The organism is Embleya sp. NBC_00896, from assembly GCF_045207785.1.
Lineage (GTDB): Bacteria > Actinomycetota > Actinomycetes > Streptomycetales > Streptomycetaceae > Embleya.
The window spans coordinates 1,963,423-1,982,620 of the sequence record NZ_CP108776.1 but is presented as its reverse complement, the minus strand read 5'-3'; the positions used below and the strand labels follow the sequence as shown (position 1 = coordinate 1,982,620).

The 19,198-nt window shown below is 71.7% G+C and carries 15 protein-coding genes; 8 read left to right on the top strand and 7 right to left on the bottom strand.

Annotation, left to right across the window (positions count from 1 at the left end; all coding sequences use genetic code 11):
* The first annotated feature begins 281 nt into the window (after positions 1 to 281).
* From OG928_RS08880 to OG928_RS08870, 3 genes are all read left to right on the top strand, one after another.
* Complete coding sequence (locus tag OG928_RS08880) at positions 282 to 2,195, top strand: IucA/IucC family protein (RefSeq protein WP_406281298.1); 1,914 nt, start codon at positions 282 to 284, stop codon at positions 2,193 to 2,195.
* A gap of 34 nt (positions 2,196 to 2,229) precedes the next feature.
* Positions 2,230 to 3,132 carry a hypothetical protein gene (locus OG928_RS08875; protein WP_406281296.1) on the top strand — a complete coding sequence of 301 codons (903 nt, stop codon included), beginning with the start codon at positions 2,230 to 2,232 and terminating at the stop codon, positions 3,130 to 3,132.
* A gap of 472 nt (positions 3,133 to 3,604) precedes the next feature.
* Positions 3,605 to 4,516, top strand: a complete 912-nt coding sequence (locus tag OG928_RS08870) for a hypothetical protein (RefSeq protein ID WP_406281294.1) — start codon at positions 3,605 to 3,607, stop codon at positions 4,514 to 4,516.
* Positions 4,517 to 4,536: 20 nt separating this feature from the next.
* On the opposite strand, the gene OG928_RS08865 is transcribed toward OG928_RS08870, so the two are convergent.
* From OG928_RS08865 to OG928_RS08845, 5 genes are all read right to left on the bottom strand, one after another.
* Positions 4,537 to 5,034, bottom strand: a complete 498-nt coding sequence (locus OG928_RS08865) for a methylated-DNA--[protein]-cysteine S-methyltransferase (protein WP_406290863.1) — start codon at positions 5,032 to 5,034, stop codon at positions 4,537 to 4,539.
* Positions 5,035 to 5,087: 53 nt separating this feature from the next.
* The gene (locus OG928_RS08860; RefSeq protein ID WP_406281292.1) at positions 5,088 to 6,548 is read right to left on the bottom strand and encodes an AlkA N-terminal domain-containing protein; all 1,461 of its coding nucleotides are present in this window, start codon (positions 6,546 to 6,548) and stop codon (positions 5,088 to 5,090) included.
* A gap of 89 nt (positions 6,549 to 6,637) precedes the next feature.
* On the bottom strand, positions 6,638 to 8,008 hold the full coding sequence (locus tag OG928_RS08855) for a DUF2252 domain-containing protein (RefSeq protein ID WP_406281290.1): 1,371 nt from the start codon (positions 8,006 to 8,008) through the stop codon (positions 6,638 to 6,640).
* A gap of 190 nt (positions 8,009 to 8,198) precedes the next feature.
* Positions 8,199 to 9,164 (bottom strand): hypothetical protein, encoded by a 966-nt coding sequence (locus OG928_RS08850; protein ID WP_406281287.1) that lies wholly within the window; start codon positions 9,162 to 9,164, stop codon positions 8,199 to 8,201.
* Positions 9,165 to 9,358: 194 nt separating this feature from the next.
* Positions 9,359 to 9,868: a SigE family RNA polymerase sigma factor gene (locus tag OG928_RS08845; protein ID WP_406281284.1), complete on the bottom strand. Its 510-nt coding sequence runs from the start codon at positions 9,866 to 9,868 to the stop codon at positions 9,359 to 9,361.
* A gap of 252 nt (positions 9,869 to 10,120) precedes the next feature.
* Here OG928_RS08845 and OG928_RS08840 point away from each other — a divergent pair, with 252 nt between their 5' ends.
* Positions 10,121 to 11,221 (top strand): PLP-dependent cysteine synthase family protein, encoded by a 1,101-nt coding sequence (locus tag OG928_RS08840; protein WP_406281282.1) that lies wholly within the window; start codon positions 10,121 to 10,123, stop codon positions 11,219 to 11,221.
* Positions 11,222 to 11,271: 50 nt separating this feature from the next.
* Positions 11,272 to 11,646 carry a PH domain-containing protein gene (locus OG928_RS08835; RefSeq protein WP_406281280.1) on the top strand — a complete coding sequence of 125 codons (375 nt, stop codon included), beginning with the start codon at positions 11,272 to 11,274 and terminating at the stop codon, positions 11,644 to 11,646.
* Positions 11,647 to 11,694: 48 nt separating this feature from the next.
* On the opposite strand, the gene OG928_RS08830 is transcribed toward OG928_RS08835, so the two are convergent.
* Positions 11,695 to 12,720: a Gfo/Idh/MocA family protein gene (locus OG928_RS08830; RefSeq protein ID WP_406281278.1), complete on the bottom strand. Its 1,026-nt coding sequence runs from the start codon at positions 12,718 to 12,720 to the stop codon at positions 11,695 to 11,697.
* A 314-nt stretch (positions 12,721 to 13,034) separates the two neighbouring features.
* On the opposite strand from OG928_RS08830, the gene acnA reads away from it, so the two are divergent.
* Positions 13,035 to 15,758 carry an aconitate hydratase AcnA gene (gene acnA / locus OG928_RS08825; RefSeq protein WP_406281276.1) on the top strand — a complete coding sequence of 908 codons (2,724 nt, stop codon included), beginning with the start codon at positions 13,035 to 13,037 and terminating at the stop codon, positions 15,756 to 15,758.
* A 191-nt stretch (positions 15,759 to 15,949) separates the two neighbouring features.
* On the opposite strand, the gene OG928_RS08820 is transcribed toward acnA, so the two are convergent.
* On the bottom strand, positions 15,950 to 16,948 hold the full coding sequence (locus tag OG928_RS08820; RefSeq protein WP_406281274.1) for an asparaginase: 999 nt from the start codon (positions 16,946 to 16,948) through the stop codon (positions 15,950 to 15,952).
* Between the two features lie 179 nt (positions 16,949 to 17,127).
* On the opposite strand from OG928_RS08820, the gene OG928_RS08815 reads away from it, so the two are divergent.
* Both OG928_RS08815 and OG928_RS08810 read left to right on the top strand, forming a co-directional pair.
* On the top strand, positions 17,128 to 17,595 hold the full coding sequence (locus OG928_RS08815; RefSeq protein WP_406281272.1) for a hypothetical protein: 468 nt from the start codon (positions 17,128 to 17,130) through the stop codon (positions 17,593 to 17,595).
* Positions 17,596 to 18,015: 420 nt separating this feature from the next.
* Positions 18,016 to 19,146: an ROK family transcriptional regulator gene (locus tag OG928_RS08810; protein WP_406290861.1), complete on the top strand. Its 1,131-nt coding sequence runs from the start codon at positions 18,016 to 18,018 to the stop codon at positions 19,144 to 19,146.
* Positions 19,147 to 19,198: the final 52 nt, after the last annotated feature.

Sequence of the window (19,198 nt, the reverse complement as noted above, 5' to 3'; positions counted from 1 at the left end):
TCGTATCGTGACGAAGGGATTCCGGAACCATTCGGCATCGACGCCTCGGGGGTGGATCGCGGCCGCGACCGGCCCGCCGTTCGCCGACGTCGCGGATCACGACGAGGGGTTGCCATCACGGAAAGCCCGCGCACGAGAGCCCGTCGCGGGACATGATTCTGATAACCGGCGGATTGCCGTACGGTGAACGTCCCTCGGAGCGGTGATGAATGGACCGCGTCCACGATTCGAACCGGAACCCGACCCACGGCCGTGCAGACCAGGGGAGGTACATACCGCACATGTCGACATCCGCGGAGGCGCTTCCGGAGCCGGCGCGACCGGGCAGCCCACGAAAGCCCGTCCCGGGCCCGGGCGGCGACGAACCCTCGCCGGCGCGCGCCCACCCCGCGCACCTCGAACCCGAACACCCGCACCACGGCGCGGTTCTCGGCGCCGCGCGGCACGTCGGACCCGGCGACCGCGCCACGCACGACCCGCTGCTCGACCCGGCGCCCGCGCGCGCCGCCGATCACGCGGCCATCGAGAACCTGTTGCGCTGTCGCATCCGCGAGAGCGGTACCGCGGTGCCGGCGGACGGGCCGTTACGACTCCCGCTGCCCGCGACCGCCAGCACCGTCGTCGCCCCGATCCTGTACCGCTCCGAGACCGGCATGCATCGCTTCGGCCCGATCCGGTTGAGCAGCGGCGTCGCGCTCGACGCGACCACACTGGCGGTACTGCTCGCGATAGAGGCCGCACACGGACGCGTCGGCTCGATCACCGCGATCGCCGACATGACCGACCGGGTGATCGACTCGACCCGGCGGATCGCGCACCACCTCGCCGAACGCCGCAAGGTGCCCGAGGACGTTCCCGGAACGACACCGTTCCTGAACACCGAGCAGTCGATCGTCCTCGGCCACCCGATGCACCCCTCGCCGGCGTCCCGACAGGGCATGTACGGTCCCTCGTCGCCGCGCTATTCACCGGAGTTACGGGGCGCGTTCCCGTTGCACTGGTTCGCCGTCGACCCCTCGGTCGCGGTCCACGACGGCGACCTCGGCCGGCCCGTGCCGGTCGTACTCGCCGCACTCGCCGAGGGCGACGTGGACTTCCCACCCGGCATGGTGGCGCTGCCGGCCCACCCGTGGCAGGCCCGCGACGTGCTCAACCGCCCCGGGGTCGCCACCCTCCTGGACCGCGGCCTGCTGCGCGACCTGGGCCCGGGCGGCCCCGCGTGGTCCGCGACCTCGTCACTGCGCACCGTGTACCGCTCCGGTGCGTCCGTGATGCTCAAGACCTCGCTCGGCGTGGAGATCACCAACTCCCGCCGGGAGAACCACCGCGGCGAACTGCGCCGCGGCCTCGCCGTGCACCGCATGCTCGACGCCGGACTCAAACGCGTCATGCACTCCGCGCACCCCGGCTTCGACGTGCTCCGCGACCTCGGTTGGATCGCCGTCGACGTCCCGGGCGGGCGCGGCGAGTCCGGGCTCGAACTCGTGGTGCGGGACAACCCGTTCGGGCCACGCGACCGCGTGCACTGCATCGCGGGGCTCGCCGCGCCGCGCCCTGACCTGCCGCGTGGGCGGTCGATGCTGGCCGACGTGCTGTACACGCTCGCCGCACGCACCGCGACGCCGCTGCGCGAGACCGCCGAGTCGTGGTTCCGCCGCTACCTCGACGTGCTGGTGGCCCCGATCCTGTGGCTGCACGGCGAATACGGCCTGGGCCTGGAGGCGCATCAGCAGAACACGATGGTCGTGCTCGACACCGACGGCCGCCCGATCGGCGGCCGCTATCGGGGCAACCAGGGCTACTACTTCTCGGCCGAACGCGGTGCGCGGCTCGCGCGCTGGCTTCCGGGCGCGGGCCGCGACCTCGGCACGTGGTGTCCCGACCGCGTCATCGACGAACGGCTCGGCTACTACCTCGCGATCAACAACGTGCTTGGCCTGGTCGGCGCGATGGGAGCGCAATGCCTCGCCGACGAACGGGCGTTGATCGCGATATTCCGCGACCGGCTCGTGCGCACCCGCGCCGATCACCCCGCCGGTCGCCCGTTCGTGGACCGCCTCCTCGACGGTGCCACACTGCGGTGCAAGGCCAACCTGCTCACTCGCGTCGCGGGTCTCGACGAGCTCGAAGTCCCGTTGGAGACCCAGTCCGTCTACGTCGACATCCCCAACCCGATCGCGGACGTACGCGGCTGAGCGGTTCTCGTACCACCACAGAGGAGACGGCACGGTGCGCGCGAACGTCACGGTCCTGGCGCTGCACCGGCACGAAGGCGAACCCCTCGAGTACGAGGACGCGGTGTGGGTCGGCGACGGGGCGGGGCGCGGTTTCCTGCCCCCGGCCGGGCCCGCGTGCCGGCGGGCCCGGGTGGATCGGCCGGGCGCGTTGCGGGTCGCGCTCGCGGACGGCGCCGCGGAGAGCCTGCTCGCGCGCCGCTGGGCCGAGCTCCTGGTCCGCGCGTGCGGCGGGGCGCCCACGCCGCTCCTGTGCGGCGGCGCGGGATTCGCCGAGGTCCTCGCCCGCGCGGCGGACCGGTGGCCGGACCTGACGAAGCGCTACCTGGTCGAGCGGGACCGGCGCGGGATGCCGGTACAGCCGTACGAGTTGCGCAAGTTGGAGCGGGGCGCGCACGCGTCCGCGGTCCTCGCCGCGCACCTGGCGCCGCACCCGTGGCTGTCCGGGCGGGGCCAGTGGGCGGCGGCTGTGCTCGGCGACGCCTACCTCTTCCAGGTCCGCGGGGACCGGTTGTGGCGGGTGTTCCCCACGTCCCGGCGGACCGACATCGCGACCAGCAACGGCGCGGACCCGACCGCCGTCGCCCGCCGGGTGCGCTGCGCGCGGGGTACGTGGACCGACCGCGATCTGCTCTACCTCGCCAACGACACCGCGGGCGCGTGGTTCCTGCGTACCGCGCTCGTCGGCGGCCGCCCATGGGACGAATTGCGCGAGCCGGCCGCGGGCAGCCCACCGGAGCTGGCCCGTTGGGTCGCCGCACGGCGCCGGGCGGGCGTGCTCGAGGACGGGGACGTGACCATCGTGCGGATCGACCCGAGGATCGACCCGGCCCGGCCGCCGGCGGACCGGAACGCGGCGCGCGACGTTCCGAACGCCCCCGCGAGCGACTTCGAGTAGGCCCGGCCCCTTTCCGGCAGCGCCCGACGGCGGTGAGCACGCGGCCGACCGGCCGCGCTCGCCCGCACCTGCCGGAGCCGCCACGCCAACGCGACGGGCGGCGGTGGGCCGGGACCGCGTGCGCGCGGTCCCGGCCCGTCGTGCGCCCGCGAGGGCGATCGAGCCGGCGGGCGCCCTGGTCCTCCCATACGCTGCCCCACTGCCCGGTCGTGCCCGGCGTCTCGCCGCGCGTCCACCATTCGGCTTGCCCCGTGCGGTTGTTCCGCGGGACCGTGTCGCCCTTGGTGTGGGTCATCGACTCGGTCCCCGTGGGGTCGGTCGACCGGCGGCTCGCGCCGATCGCGAACGTGATCGACGGCTGAAGAGCATCCGAGAGGCGGGCAAAGCGCCCCGGGTTGTCCACAGACGCCGAGTTGTCCACAGGGCCGATGCGTCCGCACCACGTCTCCCGAGGGCGGAGCAGGATCCGGGAATGGATCAGGCGGTACGAGTCTTGCGGGGGTTGGCATGGCAGAACGACGGAGTGGTGACGCGGGAGCGGGCGGCGGCGGCCGGGGTCTCCGGGCGGGTGTGGCGCACGCTCGTGCGCGATGGGCGGGTGCGCGAACTCGCGCGGGGAGTGGGGCTCGTCGATGCCGATCGATGTGCGCTCTCGCCGCGCGGGCTGTTGCGCGCCGGGCTCGCGGCCTATGGGGAGCGGGCCGTGGCTGTGCTGCACAGTGCGGCGCACGTGCACGGGATGCGTGGCGTGCCGCGCGTGGAGTGTGTGCACGTCGCGACGCCCGACACCGCCTCGCGTCGTGGTGGACCGGGGATCGTCGCGCATCGGCAGCGGTTGCGGAGCGACGAGATCGTGACGGTGGACGGCTTCCCCGTGACGACGCCCGTGCGTACGCTCGCCGACCTCGTGCCGCGGCTGCCGGCCGAGGAGGGGCTCGCGGTGCTCGACTCGGCATTGCACCTGGGATTGGTCGGGGCCGAGGAACTCGTGGCGGTGGAGCGGGCGGTGGCGGGTCGACCCGGGGCCGGGCGGGTGCGGCCGCTGCTCGCGATCGCGGACGCGCGGTCCGAGAGCCCGCTGGAGTCGCGGGTGCGGCTCGACTGCGTCCGAGGCGGGGTCGCGCCGGACGCGCTGCAGCACGAGGTCGCGTTGCCCGGCGGCGGGCGGGCGCGCGTGGATCTCGCCTGGCTGACCGGATTGCGGCCGGTGTTCGCCGAGGCGGACGGTGCGGATGCGCACTCGCGGCCCGACGCGCTGTTCCGGGATCGGGCGCGGGCCAACGAACTCGCTTTGGAGGGCGCGCTCGTGCTGCGCTTCACCTGGCACGACACGTTGCGGCGCGGGCGGGTGGCGGCGCTCGTACGGCGCGCGTTCCAGGCGTGAGGCGCACGGCCGCCGCGGGACTATCCGGTGACGCGGACCTTCTCCAGCGCCAGCAGGCGCTGCTTGCGCGGCAGCCCGCCCGCGTAGCCGGTCAGCGTGCCGTCCGCGCCGATCACCCGGTGGCAGGGGATCACGATGCTGATCGGGTTGCGGCCGTTGGCGAGCCCGACCGCACGCGACGCCGTGGGTTGGCCGAGGAACTTCGTGGCAAGCGCGCCGTAGGACATGGTGCGCCCGTACGGGATCGTGGTCAGAGCCGACCAGACCTTGAGCTGGAAGGCCGTGCCCGTCGGCGCCAACGGCAGGTCGAACTCGCGCAGTTCGCCGGCGAAGTAAGCGCGCAGCTGCGCCTGCGCCTCGGTGAACGCGCCGGGGTCGGGTACCCAGTCGGCGCCCGGGGTCGCGGCCATGTAGAGCGCGGTGAGCGACTCGCCGTCGCCGATGAACAGCAGCTCGCCGACCGGGGAATCGGCGACCGTGTACCGGGGCGGACCCGCGAGGGGAGCATTGAAGGCCATCGGCGGCACGTTCGGTTCGGGCGCCTCGACGGCCTCGAACAGGGCGTCCTGGTTCATGCGACTTCCTTCGCCGAGACGGTGGGTGCTGCGGACAGGCTCGCCCACAGGTGGTGCAACGCGTACGAGCGCCACGGGGACCACGACTGCGCGTCCGAGACGGGCACGTCCAGTCGCGCGAGCGCGTGCTTGACACCCAGATCGGTCGGCAGGAACACGTCCGGATCGCCGAGTGCCCGCAACCGAATGTACGACGCCGTCCAGGGACCGATGCCCGGAAGGGCCAACAGCGCGGCCTCCGCGGCCGGGCGGTCCACGCCCGGGTCGAGCCGGACCGCCCCCGACGCGAGCGCTCCGGTGAGCCCGAACAGCGCCTTCTTGCGCGCCATCGGCATCGGCAGATCGGCCGGATCCGCGCCCGCCAGCGCGGCCGCAGTCGGGAAGGCGTGAGTGAGGGTGCCTTGCGGGGCGGCCAGCGGTTTGCCGTACAGCGCGGTCAGTCGGCCCGCGACGGTGCGCGCGCCGGCGACCGAGACCTGCTGGCCGAGCACGGCCCGCACGGCGAGTTCGTCGGGGTCCACGTGACCCGGCGAGCGCAGTCCGGGCAGGGCCCGCACCAGCGCGCCGAGTCCGCCGTTGCCATGCCCGCCGCGGCCCAGGGCCTCGTCGACCGCGAGCGGATCCGCGTCCAGGTCCAGCAGTCGACGGCAGCGCTGCACCGCGGCGCCCAGGTCGCGCAGGTCGGCGAGGACGAGCCTGCACCACACCCACGACGGGCCGGGCGAGAGCTCGACCACGCCGGAGCCGTGCGGCAGCGACAACACCCTGCGATACACGCCGTCCACGTACTCCTCGACGCCCGGCACCGCGCGCAGGCCCAGAAAGTCCAGCGCGTGCCGAAGCGCGATCGGCTCGCGGTAGGGCAGGCGCAACCGGATCTCGCCCGGTTCGACGCCGCGCGCGCCGGACCGTCCGCGCACCTCCGACGGCGTGCGGCCGAACACCTCGCGCACGGTGTCGTTGAACTGTCGCACGCTGGCGAACCCGGCCGCGAACGCGACCTGCGCGATCTGCAGGTCCGACGTCTCGAGGAGCACCCTGGCCGTCTGCGCCCGGCGGGCCCGGGCGAGTGCGAGCGGCCCCGCGCCGACCTCGGCCATCAGCAGCCGGTTCAACTGCCGGTCGCTGTAGCCGAGCCGGCCCGCCAGGCCGCCGACGCCCTCACGGTCCACGACGCCGTCCGCGATCAGGCGCATCGCCCGACCGACCACGTCGGCGCGGACGTCCCACTCCGGCGAGCCCGGCGAGGTGTCCGGACGGCAGCGCTTGCAAGCCCGGAACCCGGCCGCCTGCGCGGCTGCCGCCGACGGGTAGAACCGGGCGTTCTCGCGCTTCGGCTTGACCGCGGGGCAACTCGGCCGGCAGTAGATGTCGGTGCTCGTGACACCCATGTAGAACCAGCCGTCGAATCGACTGTCCCTGCTGCTGCACGCTCGGTAGCACTGCTCGTCGTCCATCACATCGACCAGTGTCACTCGATCGCACGGCCGGGGCCGGCGGGAATCCGACATCAGGGTCGAACGCCCGCCGGCGCCGCGGGGCGGCCCTACAGCCCCCGGATCAGCCCGTTGCGGAAGAGGTCCACGAAGATCGCGTGGTCGGCACGGGCCCGCGCGCCGTAGGCGTGCGCGAAGTCGACGAGCGAGGCCGTGAAGCCCGCCTCGTCGCGCTCGATCGCCTCGCGGATCGCGTCCTCGGTCGAGAACGGCACGAGCGTGTGGCCGCTCTCCTCGTCCGCGACCGCGTGCATCGTCGCGGTGGCCCGGCCGAGGTAGTCCACGACCTCGGCGATCGTGTCCTCCTCGTTCAGGTCCGACCAGTCCAGGTCGTTCGCGTACGGGGAGACCTCGGCCACGAGCTGCCCGACCCCCTGGATGTCGGTGTAGCCCAGCCACGGGTCCGCGTGCGCCTGCAGGGCGCGCTGCGAGATGACCGTGCGGTGGCCCTCGTGCTCGAAGTACGACCGCACCTCGGGGTCGGTGACGTGGTGGCTCACCGACGGCGTCTGGCCCTGCTTCATGTACAGGATCACGTCGTTCTCCAGCGCCTCCGTGTTCCCCTCGATGAGCAGGTTGTACGACGGCAGGCCGGCGCTGCCGATGCCCACTCCGCGCCGCCCCACAACGTCCTTGACTTCGTAGGTGTCCGGGCGCTGCCGGGTCGCGGGGGGAAGCGTCTCCAGGTAGCGCCCGAACGCCTCCAGGACCGTCGCCTTGACGTCGTCCGGCAGCTCGAACGCGCCGCCCGACATCGCGAACCGGCGCTCGTGGTCGACCACCGCGGTCTGCGTCTCCAGGAGCCCGATCCGGGTCTGCAGGCGCGCCCGCTGGAGCACGTCGAGCAACGGGCCGTCGGTGGTCGTCAGCGTCAGCGCGGCCTCCTGCGGCGTGGTCTTGTCGGTGAGCAGCCGCAACTGGTCCAGGTAGGCCGCGCCGTAGCGCGTCACCAGCGCCGCGATCGCGTCGTCGCTGAGCGCCTTGCCATGCCCGATCAGCGCGAGGCTGGCCGCGAACCGCTTGACGTCCCAGGTCCACGGCCCGACATAGGCCTCGTCGAAGTCGTTGACGTTGAACACGAGCTTGCCGTCCGCGTTCATGTACGTGCCGAAGTTCTCCGCGTGCAGGTCGCCGTGGATCCACACACGCGATGTGCGTTCGTCCAGGAAGGGGTCCTCGTGCTCGTCCAGGTCGGCGTAGAACAGGCACGCCGTGCCCCGGTAGAACGCGAACGCCGAGGCAGCCATCTTGCGGAACTTCACCCGGAAGGCCGCCGGGTCGCCGTCGATCAGCGCGCCGAAGGCCCGCTCGAAGACCTTCAGGATGTGCTGCGCGCGCTCTTCCGGATCCGCCGGACCGTAGGCCGCGTAGCCGCCCTCGAAGCCCACGCCGCCCAGACCGATCCCTATGCCCTCGGCCATCGCGACCGCCTCCCTCAAGATCCGGGGGCCGGCAGGACCCCGTGCCAGGATTCCAGACGGGCGGACGCGGACGACATCGAGCCCCCGGAGCGTGAGGGGGGAGTCAGAGGCGCCCGGGGGCTCGACATCAGGCGCCTGCCCGGCCGACGGTGAGTCATGCCCGAACAGGCGCCGGGGATTGTCGCCGTCGCTACGATCCCGAGCCGCTGCCCCGGGACGATGGCACGTCGCCCGGCCCCGGCGGGATCTCGACCGGCGTCCTCGTCGTCGGAACCCGCGGCCACGGGCTCGTGCTCGTGCTCGTGCTGGGCGAGGCCGAGCCGTGCTTGTCGGGGTCGGCGGCCTTGTCGGGCGCGGCGGCCTGGTAGCTGAACCCGGGTGCCTCCTGCTGGGCCTTCATGTTGTCCTCGGTGTTCACCCACACTCGCCAGGCGGGGTCGAGCGCGAGCTCGCGCAGCCACGCGATCTCCAGTATCGGCGTGTCCCGGCCGGGTTGCCCCTTCTCCTCGCGCGAGGCGATCTCGTCGATGAAGACCACGGTGCCGTCGGGGCGCAGCGCTCGCGCGGACCACTGCTTGGGTCCTCGACCCGAGGGGCCGGGCTTGTCGTCGGCGCGGTTCGCCTCGGTGTCCGGCGCGGCGGGGTACACCCAGTTCTTGTTCAGCAGCACTCGCGTTCCGTCGGGCAACTTGTCGTCCCAGCACTCGGCGAGGGTGCCTTCGGTCGACGGGCACACGAAGTTGCCCGGACCCTCGGCGGTTTGTTCCACCGACACCGAGATCAACGTGGGCCCCTGCGAGTCCTCGAGGATCATCGAGACCGACGAGCCCACGCTGTACAGCTGACCGTCGTACCTGTTGGTGTGGTCCGCGCCGGTGTACGAGTACCGCATCGGACCCTGGGGCATCCGCTGCAGGAGCGTCTTCAACAGCAGCGGCGGCTTCGCGGGCTCCAGCCCGGGCGGCACGGGGAGCGTCGGCCGTGCCTTGGGCGTCGCGGTGGGCGGAAGCGGGGAGACCTCGGCCGACGTGCTTGCCGGGCCCGCCACCTTCCCGCCGTTCTCCTGCCCGCTCGCGATCGTGAACAGGGCCGTGCTCGCCACGGCGACCACAGCCGCGGCCGAGACGCCCACCTGGACTCGGCGTACCAGTTTCATTCGTCGGCCCCGAGCGATACCGCCCGTCACCAACCCCGCCGGGGGGACCAACCCCGACGCCGACGCCCGCAGCGCGGCCGCCAGCTCATTCTCGTCAGACCCCATAGACCTACTGTCTCCTCGACATCCGTGTGACCACAGGTCGTACTGCTCACCAGCCGTACGGCCGTGCCGGCGGTGTACTCAGTGACGCCTCATGCGGCGGAGAGCCATCCCGTCTCGCTCCCGAGCACGCTCCGCAACTTCTCCAGGGCCCGCATGGACCTGCTGCGCACGGCCCCTTCGGACACACCCATCTGCCGCGCCGTCTGTTCCACGCTGAGGTCCTCCCAATACCGGAGCACCAACACCGCGCGGTCCTTCGCCGGCAGTTCGGCCAGGCTCTTGAGGAGCGTCAGCCGCAAGGCCTGGTCGTCCTCGGGGCCCGAGCCCTCGGGCAGGTCGGCATAGGGCTGCTCGGTGCTGCTCAGCCGGCGCCGGTGGGACAGGTAGGTACGCGTCAACACGGTGCGCGCGTACGCCTCCGGGCTGTCCGCCCGACTCACCCGCTTCCAGGCCCGGTACAACTTGCCCAGCGTCGTCTGCACGAGGTCCTCGGCGAGATGCCAATCGCCACACAGCAGCCAGGCCGTCCGGAACAGCCGACCGCTGCACGCGTTGGCGAACTCCAGGAAATCGGCCGGCTCAGCGTCGAAGCCCGCCATAGGCCCTCCTCGTCCCTACGCGCCCTCGCGCGTACCCACCCCATTGACGCGACGGACCCCCCGGCACGTCACACGTTCTCGCGAACAACTCGCAGACAATACGAAACCGCAGCTCATGGGCCATTGGAGGGGTTGTCCGGGAGGGCCGCGAGTCGGCCCGTAGCCTGGGCCGCGATCGAACACCATCGATCCCGCAGCCCCTGCGGACCGGAACCCGGAACGCGGGGGGCCGAACGAGCCAGGGGAGTCGACGTGACGCCGGATGTCAACGATGTGGACCGCTTCAGCACGAAGACCCGGTCGTGGGTGGACGAGGCCATCCGCAAGGTGAGCGCCGACGCGAACCGCTCCGCCGACACCCACCTGCTCGTCTACCCGCTGCCCGCGGATTGGGGCATCGACCTCTACCTCAAGGACGAGTCGACCCACCCCACCGGCTCGCTCAAGCACCGCCTCGCCCGCTCGCTCTTCCTGTACGCCCTGTGCAACGGGTGGATCGAGGAGGGCACCACCGTGATCGAGGCGTCCTCGGGCTCCACGGCGGTCTCCGAGGCGTACTTCGCCAACCAGATCGGCCTGCCCTTCGTCGCGGTCATGCCCCGCACGACCAGCCCCGAGAAGATCGAGCTGATCGAGTTCCACGGCGGCCGATGTCACCTCGTCGACGACGCCTCCACGGTGTACGACGTCTCGCGCGCGCTCGCGGCCGAGTCCGGCGGCCACTTCATGGACCAGTTCACGTACGCCGAGCGCGCGACCGACTGGCGGGGCAACAACAACATCGCCGAGTCGGTGTTCGAGCAGATGTCCGAGGAGCGGCACCCCATCCCCGAGTGGATCGTGGTCGGCGCCGGCACCGGCGGCACCAGCGCGACCATGGGCCGCTACGTCCGCTACCGCCGCCACCACTCCAAGATCTGCGTCGTCGACCCGGAGAACTCGGCGTTCTTCGACGGATGGCGCACGCACGACCCGTCCCACACCGAGGCGTGCTCGTCGCGGATCGAGGGCATCGGCCGCCCGCGCGTCGAGGCCAGCTTCATCCCGAACATCGTCGACCGGATGATCAAGGTGCCCGACGCCGCGTCGGTCGCGGCCATGCGCGAGCTGCACCGCCGCACCGGCCACAAGGCCGGCGGCTCGACCGGCACCAACCTGTGGGGCGCCCTGCGCCTGGTCGCCGAGATGCGCGCCGCGGGTCGCACCGGCTCGGTGGTGACCCTGTTGTGCGACGGCGGCGAGCGCTACGCGCACTCCTACTACTCGGACGAGTGGTTGGCGGGACAGGGCCTGGACCTTACGCCGTACGAGCAAACCCTGAGCGACTTCCACGCGACGAGCCGATGGTGCTGAGCGAGCGGCCGTAGGCTGGCGGTCGCAGGTCAACCGAGGAGGAGTACAGGATGAGCGGGGCGGGGAACGTCGTCTTCGACAAGCGCGAGCAGTTGGACAAGATCCAGAGCGGTCTGCTGCCGGGCGAAACGATCATCGCGGTCTACGACGCCAAGGGTGTCGGCACGGGCTTCATCGGCCTGACGGATCGCCGCGCGATCCTGCAGGACAACTCCTTCGTCGGCAAGAAGATCGCGATCACCAGCGTGCCGTACTCGAAGATCAGCAGCGTCAGCATGGTCTCGAACAAGTCGTTCACCGGCTCGTACCTGAGTTCGAGTGAAATAGCGATCCACGTCGGCACGCACACCTACAGCGTCGAGTTCCGCAGCGACGACAAGGGTCGGCACGTCCATGACGTGATCCTCCACTACATCATGCGGTGATCCGGTGGCGGACCCGGCCCGGGCCCGGGGCGGCCCCGAGCCGCGCGTTCACCGCGCGGCCGGGGTCCCGCCGCGCAGCGGCAGCCCGGCCGCCCGGTAGATGGAGTCCATGACGCGCAGCGTCGGCACCGCGTCCGACGCCGGCGTCAGCGGCGGCTCGCCCGACCGGATAGCGTCCGCGAACGCCTGCAACTGCAAGCGGTACGTCGGCGTCCGCGCGGCCTGGCCCAGGTGCTCGCGCCGCTTGCGCCCGCCGACGTCGACCGTGAACCGGTGCGGCAGGTGCGGCATCACGTAGTTCCGCACCCGCATCTCGCCCCGCGTGCCCACCACGTGCGCGCCGATGTCGAGCACGCGCCGCGACAGCATCGACGCGTGCACGACGCCCGTCGCGCCGCCCGGCAGCCGCAGCCGCGCCGAGATCGCGCGGTCGATCCGCCGGTCCGCGGGCACGGTCAGCGCCTTGGCGTCGAGCACCTCGATCGGGTCCGCCCCGTCGTCGCCCGCGAGCAGCCGCATCACGTGCACGGCGTAGCACCCGCCGTCCATCAGCGCGCCGCCCGCGAGGTCGTACCGGTAGCGGATGTCGCCCAGGAGCGGCAGCGGGAAGCACATCGCCGTCGTGATCCGCCGGATCTCGCCGAGCTCGCCGTCGTCCAGGATCTCGCGCATCCGCTTGGCGAGTGGGTGATAGCGGTAGTGGAACGCCTCCATCGCGACCAGGCCGGTGCGCTTGGCGGCGTCCGCGATCTCCTGCGCCTCGGCCTCGTTGGCGGCCATCGGCTTCTCGCACAGCACGTGCTTGCCGGCCTCCAGGGCCCGGATCGTCCAGTGCGCGTGCAGCCCGTTGGGCAGCGGGATGTACACCGCGTCCAGTTCCGGGTCCGCGATCAGCGCGTCGTAGGACGCGTGCACGCGTGGGATGCCCTGGCGGCGCGCGAACGTGTCGGCGCGGGCGGGGTCGCGCGCGGCGGCGGCGGCGACCTGTACCTCCGGGAGCAGCCGCGCCGGCTTGACCAGTGCGGCGGGCGCGATGCGAGCCGCGCCCAGAACGCCGATCCGGATCCGCTTCATGGCGTCATCCCCCTCGTCGCACCCACCCGATGTGCCCGCGTCGTGTGCCGTACAGGACTCGCTGTCCCGCATGTTAGGGGCGTGCGCACGCGCGTGGGGAAGATCGCGCGCAGGAATCCGCCGCGGAAGGGTTGGTGTGCGTGTGGCGGGTACCCGCACGGATGAGTCGGGGCCTAGACTAGACTTGTCTTGACATCAAGATACCTGCGGGGCGCAGACCCCGGCATCCCCTGCTTAGGGTCACCTTGCTTGGCGTACGTCGAGTGGGTGTCGGCAGGATGCGGGAGAAACGCACAAGATCAAGGGAGACCGTCGTGTCCGCGAACAGCTTCGACGCTCGCTCCACCCTGAACGTGGGTGACGAGTCGTACGAAATCTTCCGGCTGGACAAGGTGGAGGGCAGCAAGCGCCTCCCCTACAGCCTGAAGGTCCTGCTGGAGAACCTGCTCCGCACGGAGGACGGTGCGAACATCACCGCCGACCACATCCGTGCCCTGGGCGGCTGGGACGCGAAGGCCGAGCCGAGCGAAGAGATCCAGTTCACGCCGGCGCGCGTGATCATGCAGGACTTCACCGGCGTGCCGTGTGTCGTGGACCTCGCCACGATGCGCGAGGCCGTCAAGGCCCTCGGCGGCGACGCCTCCCGGATCAACCCGCTCGCGCCCGCCGAGATGGTCATCGACCACTCGGTCATCGCCGACGTGTTCAACCGTCCCGACGCGTTCGAGATCAACACGGACATCGAGTACGGCCGCAACAAGGAGCGCTACCAGTTCCTGCGCTGGGGCCAGACCGCGTTCGACGAGTTCAAGGTCGTACCGCCGGGCACCGGCATCGTGCACCAGGTCAACATCGAGCACCTGGCCCGCACGATCATGGTCCGCAACGGCCAGGCGTACCCCGACACCTGCGTCGGCACCGACTCGCACACCACGATGGTCAACGGCTTGGGCGTGCTCGGCTGGGGCGTCGGCGGCATCGAGGCCGAGGCCGCGATGCTCGGCCAGCCGGTCAGCATGCTGATCCCGCGCGTGGTCGGCTTCAAGCTCTCCGGCAAGGCGCAGCCGGGCGTCACCGCCACGGACGTCGTGCTGACGATCACCGACATGCTGCGCAAGCACGGTGTGGTCGGCAAGTTCGTCGAGTTCTACGGCGACGGCGTCGGCTCCGTGCCGCTCGCCAACCGCGCCACCATCGGCAACATGTCGCCCGAGTTCGGCTCGACCTGCGCGATCTTCCCGATCGACGCCGAGACGATCACCTACCTGCGGCTGACCGGCCGCGACGAGCAGCAGCTCGCGCTGGTCGAGGCCTACGCCAAGGCCCAGGGCCTGTGGCACGACCCGAGCCACGAGCCGGAGTACTCGGAGTACATCGAGCTCGACGTCTCCACCGTCGTCCCCTCCATCTCCGGTCCCAAGCGCCCGCAGGACCGCGTCGTGCTGGCCGAGGCCAAGAACCGCTTCCGGGACGTGCTCTCGGACTACGTCACCGAGAACAACGGCGACGAGAGCGGCATCGAGTCCTTCCCGGCCTCGGACGCGCCCACCCCGTCCAACGGTCGCGCGCACAAGCCGACCAAGGTCGTCGGCGACGACGGCGTCGAGTACGAGATCGACCACGGCGCGGTCGTGATCGCCTCGATCACCTCGTGCACGAACACCTCGAACCCGTCGGTCATGATCGGCGCCGCGCTGCTCGCGAAGAAGGCCGTCGAGAAGGGCCTCACCCGCAAGCCGTGGGTCAAGACGACGCTGGCCCCCGGGTCCAAGGTCGTCAGCGACTACTACGAGAAGGCCGGCCTGACCCCGTACCTGGACAAGGTCGGCTTCGCGCTCGTCGGCTACGGGTGCGTGACCTGCATCGGCAACTCCGGCCCGCTGCCGGAGGAGGTCTCCAAGGCGGTCAACGACGCCGACCTCGCGGTCGTGTCGGTGCTCTCGGGCAACCGCAACTTCGAGGGTCGGATCAACCCCGACGTCAAGATGAACTACCTGGCCTCGCCGCCGCTGGTCATCGCGTACGCGCTCGCGGGTTCGATGGACATCGACATCACCACCGAGCCGCTGGGCCTGGACCCCGAGGGCAAGCCGGTCTACCTCGCGGACATCTGGCCGACCGACGAGGAGATCGCCGACGTGGTGGCCTCCGCGATCGACCAGGACATGTTCATCGACCGCTACGCGGACGTCTTCGCGGGCGACTCGCGCTGGCAGTCGCTCGAGATCCCCACCGGCGCCACGTTCGAGTGGGACCCGCAGTCGACCTACGTGCGCAAGCCCCCGTACTTCGACGGCATGAAGATGGAGCCGACCCCGGTCGTGGACATCGCCGGCGCGCGGGTGCTCGCCAAGCTCGGCGACTCGGTCACCACGGACCACATCTCGCCGGCCGGTTCGATCAAGGGCGACAGCCCGGCGGGCAAGTACCTCGCCGAGAACGGCGTCGAGCGCAAGGACTTCAACTCGTACGGCTCGCGCCGCGGCAACCACGAGGTGATGATCCGCGGCACGTTCGCGAACATCCGCCTGCGCAACCAGATCGCGCCGGGCACCGAGGGCGGCTTCACGCGTGACTTCACGCGGGCCGACGCCCCGGTCGCGACGATCTACGACGCGTCGGTGAACTACCAGGCCGCCGGCATCCCGCTGGTCGTCCTGGCGGGCAAGGAGTACGGCTCGGGCTCGTCCCGCGACTGGGCGGCCAAGGGCACGTCGTTGCTGGGCGTGCGGGCCGTGATCGCCGAGTCGTACGAGCGCATCCACCGCTCGAACCTGATCGGCATGGGCGTCATCCCGCTGCAGTTCCCGGCCGGCCACACGGCTGCGACGCTGGGCCTCACCGGCGAGGAGACCTTCGCGTTCGAGGGCATCACCGCGCTGAACGAGGGCCGCACCCCCAAGACCGTCAAGGTCACCACGGACACCGGCGTCGAGTTCGACGCAGTCGTGCGCATCGACACCCCCGGCGAGGCGGACTACTACCGCAACGGCGGCATCATGCAGTACGTGCTGCGTTCGCTCGTGAACAAGGGCTGACCGCCGCACCGGGCAGCCGCACGGCACAACCGCACCACGGCACCGGGTCGGGTCCCTTCGGGGGCCCGGCCCGGTGTTCGTCCGGTCCGGGGCCGAGCCCGATCGCCCCGCTGTCGGGCGTTGGCGCGGCCGGTTGGTTTCCCAACCGGCCGCAGCGTCAGTTTTGCGCCCGCCCCATGCGGGCGACAGGGCTAGACCGCCGGTTCACCCAAAAGAGGGAACGCGCGGATCGCGCCGACGACCTCGCCGGCGCCGTACACCGGCGCCTGCGCGAACGGGGCCAGCGCCTGCTCGTCCGCGCCCATGCGCCACAGCAGTGCCGCCATCGCGACCACCCCGGCCCGCACGCCGCCGTCCGCGATCTTGATCGCGGCGCCCCGTCCGTCCGCCAGGCCCACCGCGAACACCGCCTCCGCGCCGTCCTTCGCGAGCAGGCCCGGTACCGCCCGCATCAGGTTCGTCACGTCGCGACCGGTGCCTGCGACCCATTCCGGGTGCGCGCGCATCGCGTCCGCGATCCGCCGTTCGGGGGTCCCCGCGGCCGCGCCCGCGAAGCGGCCGTACGACCGCGCCAGGCCCGCGAGCGAGATCGCGAACAGCGGCGCGCCGCACCCGTCGACGCCGGCGGCCGCGACCGGTTCGCCGGCGACGTCCTCGACCGCCCGGCGGACGGCCTTCTGCAGCGGGTGGTCCGGGGCGAGGTAGTCCTCAATCGACCAGCCGTTGTGCACGCACGTGAGCAGCATCGCGGCGTGCTTGCCCGAGCAGTTCATCGCGATCCGCTCGGGCCCGTTGCCCGCCGCCAGCCACGCGTCTCGCTGCGCCGCGCCGAGCGGCAGGTCCGGTACGCAGCGCAGCGCGCTCTCGGACAGGCCCGCCCGCGCCAGGATCCGCCGGGTCCCGTCGAGGTGGAATGCCTCGCCCGAGTGGCTCGCGCACGCGAGGGCGAGCAGTTCACCGTCCAGATCGAGCCCGTTGCGCAGCATGGCGAGGCCCTGGAACGGCTTGTTGGCCGAACGCGGGAACATCGCCGCGTCCACCGCGCCGTGCCCCTCGACCACCGAGCCGTCGGCGCCCGTCAGCACGGCCGTGCCGTGGTGCACCGACTCGAGGAAGCCGTTCCGCCACACACCGACCACCGGTATGTGGGCGAACGCGGCCTCGTCGCCGGGGTGGGCAGCCTGATTCACGGATCCTCCAGAAAAAATCGAACAGGGGTCGAACGGGATCGAACACGGCGCCGGGCGGGGCCGGGCAAGGGTCGAGCGGGGTCGGGCGGCGCCCGAGCAGGACTCGAACGAAGGAGCGGGGCGCCCCCCTCCATGATCCATAGTGCATTTCAAGCCAACCACCGCGCATAATCGAACATATGTACGGCAATGGCGAGCGAGACACCCCGGCATGGGAGCAGCCGGGCCGCTTCACGCGTGGGAGGCCGGGGAAGACGGCCGAACCCGGGCCGCGCGGGAAGGACGGGATCGCGCCGCCGGGCTGGCCGCGGGGCGTTCGGCCACCCGGTGCACCGGGCTGGGAGCCCACGGCCGTCGCCTGGCTGTACGACCTGTGCCCGCCCGGCTATCGAAGCCACGAGGTGCTGCGCAGGTACCCCCTCCTGCTGGCCCGGATGGCGCGCCAGCACGTCGAGGCCGCGCTCGCCGCCGCCCGCCACGGCTACGGCACGGCGCGGGTGGATCTCAAGGAGGCGGTGCCGGTGCACGCGTTGGAGGCGGCGCTGCGGATGTACGAGTACGAGGGCTCGCGCGCGGCGGCCACCGAGCGCGCCGTTCGACTCGTCGAGGAGGCGCTGGGGGGCGAGCGCTGGGAGCCCCGCCTGTGACATGCGCGACCTCGGTGCGACGTGGACGACCACCGGCGCGACGCGGACGACCGCCGGTGTGACGCGCGCGACTTCGGCGGCGGCGAGGGTGTCGCTCCGAGGCGCGCAAGCCGCTCGGGGTGGGGGCGAAAGGGGTGTTTGTAACGTTCCATGCATCCCGTGCGTACGGAAGGGCGAATAGAGGCCCGATCGTGACGCTTGCGTTCAGGTTTGACTCTTCTGCGTGAGCGAACGGCGCAATAGAGTTCAGGACTTGCACACAAGAAGTGCGCCAGATACACCGGGGCGAGGGGATCGCAGATGTCCGACGGCACGACGGGGGCCCACTTCCGGGAGGCCCAGTCGCCGGGACCGCACTCGTCCGGGTCCCAGTCCTCGCTGCATCGGGCCAACCTCGATCGAGTGCTGCACGCGGTCCGCATGGCCGGAGCGCTCACCCAGGCCGAGATCGCCAGGAGCACGGGGCTCTCCGCCGCCACGGTGTCGAACATCGTACGGGAGTTGAAGGCCCTCGACATGGTCGAGGTGACCCCCACGTCCTCCGGCGGCAGGCGGGCCCGCAACGTCTCGCTCAGCCGGGCCTCCGGCGTCGTCGTCGGCATCGACTTCGGTCATCGACACCTGCGCGTCGCGATCGGCGACTTCGCGCACCGCGTGCTGGCCGAGGAACACGTCCCGATCGACGTCGACGCCTCCGCGGACGAGGGCTTCGCGCTCGCCGACCGCCTGCTCGGCGTCCTCCTGGAGCGCGCCGACGCGGTCCGCGGCGAGGTCACCGGCGTCGGCCTCGGCGTGCCCGGCCCGATCGACATCGACACCGGCGCGCTCGGCTCGACCACGATCCTGCCGGGCTGGGTGGGCTGCCACCCGCAACAGGAGATGCAGGACCGACTGGGCCTGCCGGTCCTGGTCGACAACGACGCCAACCTCGGCGCGCTCGGCGAACTCGTCTGGGGCGCGGGCCTGGGTTGTACCGAGATGGCCTACCTCAAGGTCTCCGGCGGCGTCGGCGCGGGCCTGGTGATCGGCGGCCGGCTCTACCGCGGCCCCGGCGGCACGGCGGGCGAGATAGGTCACATCACGCTGGACGAGTCCGGACCGGTCTGCCGCTGCGGCAACCGCGGCTGCCTGGAGACCTTCACCAACGCCTCCTACCTCCTGGACCTGCTGCGCGGCAGCCACGGCACCGACCTGACCATCCAGCGGATGATCGAACTCGCCAAGGCCGGCGACGCCGGCTGCCGGCGCGTGGTCGCGGACGCCGGACGGCACGTCGGGGTCGGCGTGGCGAGCCTGACGAACCTGCTCAATCCGCAGCGGATCATCCTCGGCGGAGACCTCGCGGGCGCCGGCGACCTGCTGATCGCGCCGATCGTCGAGTCGGTCGGCCGCTACGCCATCCCCAGCGCGTCGCGCCGGTTGTCGGTGGTGACCGGGTCGCTCGGCGAGCGCGCCGAGGTGCTCGGCGCGATGGCGATGGTGATGAGCGAGATGACGCCCTTCGCGGTCGAACGCACCCCCGAGACGCAGGTCGCCGGCGCCTCTTCGTGACCGGATCGTCACGGATGACGGGCTCGGGTGCCGCGATGCGAACCATCCGGCG

Excerpts from the sequence above, each read along its gene's own strand:
- OG928_RS08880 (WP_406281298.1), top strand. The coding sequence starts at position 282 with ATGTCGACATCCGCGGAGGCGCTTCCGGAGCCGGCGCGACCGGGCAGC.
- OG928_RS08870 (WP_406281294.1), top strand. The coding sequence starts at position 3,605 with ATGGATCAGGCGGTACGAGTCTTGCGGGGGTTGGCATGGCAGAACGAC.
- OG928_RS08865 (WP_406290863.1), bottom strand. The coding sequence starts at position 5,034 with ATGGCCTTCAATGCTCCCCTCGCGGGTCCGCCCCGGTACACGGTCGCC.
- OG928_RS08860 (WP_406281292.1), bottom strand. The coding sequence starts at position 6,548 with ATGGACGACGAGCAGTGCTACCGAGCGTGCAGCAGCAGGGACAGTCGA.
- OG928_RS08855 (WP_406281290.1), bottom strand. The coding sequence starts at position 8,008 with ATGGCCGAGGGCATAGGGATCGGTCTGGGCGGCGTGGGCTTCGAGGGC.
- OG928_RS08850 (WP_406281287.1), bottom strand. The coding sequence starts at position 9,164 with ATGAAACTGGTACGCCGAGTCCAGGTGGGCGTCTCGGCCGCGGCTGTG.
- OG928_RS08845 (WP_406281284.1), bottom strand. The coding sequence starts at position 9,868 with ATGGCGGGCTTCGACGCTGAGCCGGCCGATTTCCTGGAGTTCGCCAAC.
- OG928_RS08835 (WP_406281280.1), top strand. The coding sequence starts at position 11,272 with ATGAGCGGGGCGGGGAACGTCGTCTTCGACAAGCGCGAGCAGTTGGAC.
- OG928_RS08830 (WP_406281278.1), bottom strand. The coding sequence starts at position 12,720 with ATGAAGCGGATCCGGATCGGCGTTCTGGGCGCGGCTCGCATCGCGCCC.
- OG928_RS08815 (WP_406281272.1), top strand. The coding sequence starts at position 17,128 with ATGTACGGCAATGGCGAGCGAGACACCCCGGCATGGGAGCAGCCGGGC.
- OG928_RS08810 (WP_406290861.1), top strand. The coding sequence starts at position 18,016 with ATGGCCGGAGCGCTCACCCAGGCCGAGATCGCCAGGAGCACGGGGCTC.